The sequence below is a fragment of the Acidimicrobiales bacterium genome (genome assembly GCA_035533095.1).
In the GTDB taxonomy this organism is placed as follows: Bacteria; Actinomycetota; Acidimicrobiia; order Acidimicrobiales; family Palsa-688; genus DATLUM01.
This window is the reverse complement of record DATLUM010000102.1, coordinates 1-5,246: the sequence shown is the minus strand read 5'-3', so window position 1 is coordinate 5,246 and position 5,246 is coordinate 1. Positions and strand designations below refer to the sequence as shown.

Sequence of the window (5,246 nt, the reverse complement as noted above, 5' to 3'; positions counted from 1 at the left end):
GCTTCGCCCGGAGGTCCCCGTGGGCGAAGAAGCCCAGATCGACTATGGGTTCCTCGGCAACTGGCTCGATCCGGTCACTGGGCGGAACCGACGGGTCTGGGCGTTCGTGATGGTGCTCGCAGCGAGCCGGCACATGTTCGTCCGACCCGTGCTCGTCATGGATCAGCGCTCCTGGGTGGCCAGCCACGTCGCCGCGTTCAACTTCTTCGGCGGCGTCACGCGTCGTCTTGTGCCGGACAACTTAAAGACCGGTGTCGACCGCCCCGATCTGTATGACCCCAAGCTCAACCGCGCCTATGGCGAGCTCGCCCACCACTACGGCACGCTCATCGATCCGGCGCGTGCACGCAAACCGAAGGATAATCACGAGGGTTCTGTTATCCCGAGGACGCGGGGTTTGGGCAGTATTAGGGCCGCTCGGGCGGCGATTCCTCGGGATAACTATGTGAGCCCGGCGAGTTGAAGGATCAGGTCGTCGTCTCCTTTCCAGATGGGGGCGGGGTCGAGCGTGGTGCTGCCTGCTTTCTGGATCGCCTCGCGGACCATCTGATTGTCCGCCGAGGCGTAGATGCTGGTGGTGGCGATGTTCGCGTGGCCGAGGAATTCTTTGATGTGGGGCAGTGGGACATCGGCTCGTAGCATTTGCATTGCCCGGGCGCGTCGGAACTGGTGGGCGTGGATGTGGTCGGGGACCTCCGCGCAGGTCTGTCGGGCGACGGCCAGGTGTTTGTTGAGCAGGTAAGTGACGTTGTCCTGGCTCATCGGGTGCCGTCGACCTGCCCGGGTGGTGAAGAACAACACGGCGTCGCCGTCTCGTCGGTTCGGGTGGAACACGTCGAGGTAATGGTCGAGATGGCGGCCGGTCTTGTCCATGATCGGGACCACCCGGGTCTTGCGGCCTTTGCCAGTCAGTGTCAAGCGGCCGTGACCGGGTGTGGTGTCGATGTCGGCGACGGTCAGGTCGAGGAGCTCTTGAACACGCGCCGCGGTGTCGAACAGGAGCAGGATCATCACGGTGTCCCTGACGTCACGGTCGGTGTTCTGTCCCGGCGCCCGGATCAACGCTTCGACAGCGGACACGGCCAGCTCGTCGGGAACATTCGCGGGTGCCTTGGCGTGCCGGACCGCTTTGACGTCGAGCCAGACCGCGACCAGCGCCGGGTCTTCTGCTGCGCAGTAGGACAGGAACGATTTGATCGCGGCGAGGCGTTGGTTGGCGGAGGCGACGCTCAGTTGCCGGGTCTCGACCAGCCACATGATGAACGCTTCGATGGTGGCGTGGTCGATGAGGTCGAAGGAGATCTCCGCGAACGGCAACTGCCGTGTCTCGCGGAGATAGTCCAGCAGCGTTCTGAGGGCTGTCTTGTAGGAACGGACGGTGTGCGGGCTGAGACGCCGGGCGCGGGGAAGATGCACGGTCAACCAGCCGCGCACCAGGCCGTAGAACTCACCGGACGCCATGTGACGGCTCCGGAAGCGCTGGTTCGATCTCGGCGTTGGCCAGGGCACGCAGATCCGGGTGGTAATCGGCTGCGAGATGGAAGTAATACCAGGTGTCCTCGACGTTGGTATGCCCCAAGTGCAGGCTCAGGTAGGTGACCAGAGCTTCGGGGTCCCGCCCGGCACGTGCCCACCTGTTGATCGTCTCGACGACATGGCCGTGACGCAGATCGTAAACCCGCGGTGGTGAGCTCGGGTGGGCGACGACAGCGGCGCCGACGGCGTCGAGCAGTTCGCGGAACCAACAGTCGATGGTCGAGGCGCTGTAGCAGCGCCCCGTGCGGTTCGGGAAGAACACGGTGCGGTCGCGGTGCCATGCATTGATCGCAGTGTCGTAGCGACGGCAGTAGTCGTGCAGGTCGCCCGACATGAACAACAGCCGGTCCTTGTGGCCTTTGGACTCGCGGACATGCACGGTGCCCTTGGCAAGATCGACATCGTTGCGGTGCAGTCGCCGGGCTTCGCCGGGTCGCAGCCCGAGACAGTAGATCATCCGGAAGACCACCGGGATGACCAGTTGGCGCTGCCCGCCGTAGGGGGACGGCTCGATCCGGTCGGCCGCGTCGAACACCGCCCGGAGCTGTTCGTGGGTGAACAGATGCGGCCGGTAGCGGGGCCCTCTGCCGGGGATCCCGACCGGGATGACATAGGCGGCGACACCGCAACCGGCCATGTGTTTGGCCAGCTGGCGGACCGGGGTTATCCGCCGGGTCTGGGTGTTCACGTGCTCACCGGGCCGGGCGAACGCCCAGGACATCGCCATCTCGCGGGTCAAAAAGTCCACTCCGGGATAGTCGCGGGCACACATGGCGTCGAAGCGGCGCAGATGCCGCTCCGACGTCACATAGGGCAGCCCGATCGCATGCTTGAGCTCGACCAGAGCCCGGACGTGGGCGGCCAGGCCCGAGACGAGATCGGTCATGACCGCACCGCCGGCTCGATCCCCACGAAATCCAAGCAGCACTCCCGCATGCGCCGCTCATCAGCGGCCAGGTAGTGCCGTGCCGATCCGGTCCCCCGATGTCCGAGCGAACCCGAGATCACCGCCAGCGGCACCTCGTGTTCGAGCATCCTCGTGGCCATCGAGGCGCGCAACACCCGCAGGCCGCGGCCCATGCCCTCGGGTGCCGCGATGCCGGCACGGGTGAAGGCCTGCACGGCGACATGGTAAAAGTCGTCCGCCACCAGGCCCGTAAACGGGGCCTGGAGCCGCAGGAACAGGTGGTCGTCCAAACCACCGGCCGGTCGGGCATGCAGCAGGTAGTCCGCGATCGCCTCGCCGACATCGGCGAGCAACGGCAAGCTGAGCACCGTCCCCGTCTTGTGCTGGACGATCGTGATCCGGGCCTGGCGCCAGTCGACGTCGGCCAGGCGCATCCCCGCGATGTCCACGGGACGCAGGCCGGTCCTGGCCGCCAACAGCAACACCGCCCGGTTCCGGCGGCCCGCCGGGGTCGCCCGATCCGCGGTGTCGATCAGCTGATCGACACCACCGGCGGGTAGCACCTGCACCGAACGGACACGCCGCGAGAACATGGTCGGCACCGCGTCCGAAAGTCCCGCCCGGCACCCCAACTCCTCCAGGAAACGGCACAGCACCCGCAGCGCGCATGCCACCGTCCGCATGCTCTGCGGCCGGTAGTGCCCGCCGAGGAACACGAGCCCGGCCGACACGTCTGCGAAACCGACGTCCTCGACCCTGGTCACGCCATGCTCGGGCAGCCAGGCCAGCACCGTGCGCGACACCGTCGCATACAGATCCTTCGTTGCCGTCGCCAGGTAGCGGCGGTCCATCCACCTCTCGAAGTCCTCCTGCACAGGGCGGAACACGCCGTCGAGCACATCATTGGGATGCGACTGCCGGGACACCCGCCACCGGTAGGTACCCGTCGCCGCGACCTCGCACAACACCAGCACCGACTTGCGCAACAGCTTGCGTTTCCACTCCTTGAGCTGCCCGTCAGGCTGTCCGGCCGCCATGAATAACAAGAACGCGGGAACGACATCCTCGGTGACCTCTCCGACGCCCTCGCGTGAACAGAACACCTCGAACTGCGACCACGCCCACCGGTATTGCCACAACGTCGACGGCGCATTCCCGAACCCGACGATCACCGTGTCCGCCGCATCGATCAACTCACCAACCGAGACCTGCATGTGCTGCTCCTCTCCACGTAGCCGACAGAGGAGCCGAACGTAACCACCACCCGTTATCCCGAGAATCCGGCACTCCGAAACGGGCAACACTGCCCGAAACACGGCCACCGACAAGCGAAGTCAGGTGACCGCGCTCCGCGTCCTCGGGATAACAGAACCCTCGTGATTATCCTTCTAATCCCGAATTCGGGATTAGAAGGACAAGCCACGGGTCGAGCGCCCGATGCCCTACGTCCGCGACAGCTTCTGGCGCGGCCGCACCTTCAGATCCGAAGCCGAGATGCAAGCTGGTGCGCTCCGCTGGTGCAGCGATGTCGCCGGGGTCCGTCACCACCGCAGCCTCGAGGGTGCCTCACCGCTCTCGGTCTTTGCCGCCGTCGAGGCCGAAGCGCTGATCCCGCTGCCCAAGGTCGCGTTCGAGCTGGCGTCGTGGTCGCGACCGAAGGTCGGAAACGACTGTTACATAAAGGTGGGCAAGGCCCTCTACACCGTGCCGTGGCGGCTGATCGGCAAGACCGTCGACACGAGACAAAGCGAGCGTCTGGTCGAGGTGTTCCTCGACGGGGCGATCGTGAAGACCTGGGCACGGATCGAACGCGGCCGCCAGACCGACTACGCGGACTACCCGCCGGAGAAGGTGGCGTTTTTCATGCGCACCCCGACTTGGTGCCGAAAGCGCGCGTCCGAGCTCGGGCCTTCGGTCACCGAGCTCGTCGCCGTCCTCCTCGAGGAGAACGTGCTCCATCACCTGCGAGCTGCGCAAGGAGTGCTCGGCCTCGCCGACAAGCACGGGGCCGACCGCCTCGACGCGGCGTGCCGTCGGGCGATCGGTGTCGGCGACCCCGCCTACAGAACCGTGAAGGGCATCTTGGTCGCCGGCACTGAGCACGACGACGAAGCGTCGTCCCTCGCAACGACCGCCCCCGCGCACCTCCATGGCCGTGAACGCCTCTTCGAGCTCGACGCCGAGGACGCGTCATGACCGCGACCCACCAACTCGAGACCACACTGCGCAGTCTCGGACTCTCCGGGATGCTCGAGACCCTCGACGCCCGTCTCGCACAAGCAGGTGCCGGCGAGCTCGGGCACGCAGAGTTCCTCCAGTCGCTGTGTGAGGACGAGCGGGCCCGGCGCGATGCAGCGAGCATCGTTCGCCGTGTCCGGGAGGCGCGCTTTGAGGCGACCTGTTCGATCGAGGAGTACGACTTCTCCTACAACGCAAAGATCCCCGCAGCCCAGATCCGCGATCTCGTCACGCTGCGGTTCCTCGAGCGGGGCGAGTCGGTGATCTTGCATGGCCCGGTCGGAGTCGGCAAGACGATGATCGCCCAGGCGCTCGGCCACCAGGCGTGCCGGCGGGGTTACTCGGCGCTGTTCACGAAGACCTCCCGGCTGCTCGCCGATCTCGCCGGAGGTCATGCGGACCGGACCTTCGAGCAGCGGCTCAGGCGCTGGGCGCGTCCAGCGTTGTTGATCCTCGACGACTTCGCAATGCGCGACTTCTCGGCCACCCAGGCCGACGATCTCTATGAGCTCGTCACCGAGCGTCAGGCAAAGAGCCTCGTGATCACGGCGAACAGGGCCGGAGC

5 protein-coding genes and 1 pseudogene are annotated in these 5,246 nt (G+C 66.1%); 3 read left to right on the top strand and 3 right to left on the bottom strand.

Translation table 11 applies throughout. The annotated features are described in order from the left end of the window. Positions 1 to 361 (top strand): annotated as a pseudogene (locus VNF71_12815) (DDE-type integrase/transposase/recombinase). Positions 362 to 441: 80 nt separating this feature from the next. On the opposite strand, the gene VNF71_12810 reads toward VNF71_12815, so the two are convergent. From VNF71_12810 to VNF71_12800, 3 genes are read right to left on the bottom strand one after another with little or no spacing between them, the layout of a single operon-like run. Next, positions 442 to 1,461, bottom strand: coding sequence for a tyrosine-type recombinase/integrase (locus VNF71_12810; protein HVA75432.1), 1,020 nt, complete (start codon positions 1,459 to 1,461; stop codon positions 442 to 444). Beyond that, positions 1,448 to 2,422 (bottom strand): tyrosine-type recombinase/integrase, encoded by a 975-nt coding sequence (locus tag VNF71_12805; GenBank protein ID HVA75431.1) that lies wholly within the window; start codon positions 2,420 to 2,422, stop codon positions 1,448 to 1,450. Before VNF71_12805 ends, VNF71_12810 begins: the two co-directional genes overlap by 14 nt. Continuing rightward, entirely contained in the window at positions 2,419 to 3,657 is a 1,239-nt protein-coding gene (locus VNF71_12800) for a tyrosine-type recombinase/integrase (GenBank protein ID HVA75430.1), read from the bottom strand. The genes VNF71_12805 and VNF71_12800 overlap by 4 nt, the downstream gene beginning before the upstream one ends. Positions 3,658 to 3,880: 223 nt before the next feature. Here VNF71_12800 and VNF71_12795 point away from each other — a divergent pair, with 223 nt between their 5' ends. Beyond that, positions 3,881 to 4,639: a hypothetical protein gene (locus VNF71_12795; protein HVA75429.1), complete on the top strand. Its 759-nt coding sequence runs from the start codon at positions 3,881 to 3,883 to the stop codon at positions 4,637 to 4,639. Next, positions 4,636 to 5,246: ATP-binding protein (locus tag VNF71_12790; protein ID HVA75428.1), on the top strand; the 611-nt coding region annotated here is incomplete at its 3' end. The genes VNF71_12795 and VNF71_12790, both read left to right, overlap by 4 nt.

Excerpts from the sequence above, each read along its gene's own strand:
- VNF71_12800 (HVA75430.1), bottom strand. The coding sequence starts at position 3,657 with ATGCAGGTCTCGGTTGGTGAGTTGATCGATGCGGCGGACACGGTGATC.
- VNF71_12805 (HVA75431.1), bottom strand. The coding sequence starts at position 2,422 with ATGACCGATCTCGTCTCGGGCCTGGCCGCCCACGTCCGGGCTCTGGTC.
- VNF71_12795 (HVA75429.1), top strand. The coding sequence starts at position 3,881 with ATGCCCTACGTCCGCGACAGCTTCTGGCGCGGCCGCACCTTCAGATCC.
- VNF71_12810 (HVA75432.1), bottom strand. The coding sequence starts at position 1,461 with ATGGCGTCCGGTGAGTTCTACGGCCTGGTGCGCGGCTGGTTGACCGTG.